We start from the raw sequence: 674 nt of genomic DNA, 5'->3' as shown, positions 1-674 counted from the left end.
TGGCTGGCAGCGTAAAACTGCTTAGCCTTTATCTCAAATTTTAACGAACTATTGAACAAACACTAACAAGAATTAAAATCTAACGACCGATTTGGGTTCAAAGCATTGATGGCCTCCATCGCATTGTCGTAAGTGGCATGGAAAGAGGCGTCGGATGTAGTCTTCTGAATGGCAAGCGACTGGTAGTCATAATGGTCGAGCGTGTCGAGGGCATACACATAATCGCTAATGACATTGAACAACCCGCCATACTCCTCGTTGCTAACCTCCTCTTGCAACCCAATGGCACGCGACATCAAACGCACCACATCCTTCAGCTCTTTGTAACGGTCGAGCTTTATCTGCTGGTTAATGGCATACCCCTTAATGACGTATTGCTTCAGGACAGAGGTAGCCCAACGACGGAACGACGTAGCATTTTTACTATTGACCCTATATCCCACAGATATGATAACATCAAGATTATACAAGGGAATCTCGCGGACTATCTGTCGTTGACCTTCCATTCGAACCTGTGCACTTTTTGCACAGGTTGACGATTCATCAAGTTCTTCCGATTTATATATATTTCGAATGTGACGGACAATAGACGTTCTATCCACACCGAACAACTCCGCCATTTGGCTTTGGGTCAACCAAACCGACTCATTCTCCAGTTTAACGTTAAGTTGTAC

The 674-nt window shown here is 44.5% G+C and carries 1 protein-coding gene; it reads right to left on the bottom strand.

The window, feature by feature from the left end; all coding sequences use genetic code 11:
• Positions 1 to 62: 62 nt before the first annotated feature.
• Positions 63 to 506 (bottom strand): RhuM family protein, encoded by a 444-nt coding sequence (rhuM, locus tag KM934_RS12910; protein WP_252345015.1) that lies wholly within the window; start codon positions 504 to 506, stop codon positions 63 to 65.
• Between the last annotated feature and the right edge of the window lie 168 nt (positions 507 to 674).

The sequence above is a fragment of the Hallella faecis genome (genome assembly GCF_018789675.1).
Taxonomy (GTDB): domain Bacteria; phylum Bacteroidota; class Bacteroidia; order Bacteroidales; family Bacteroidaceae; genus Prevotella; species Prevotella faecis.
Note: the sequence above shows the minus strand (reverse complement) of the source record. Positions and strands in the feature narration are given on the sequence as shown.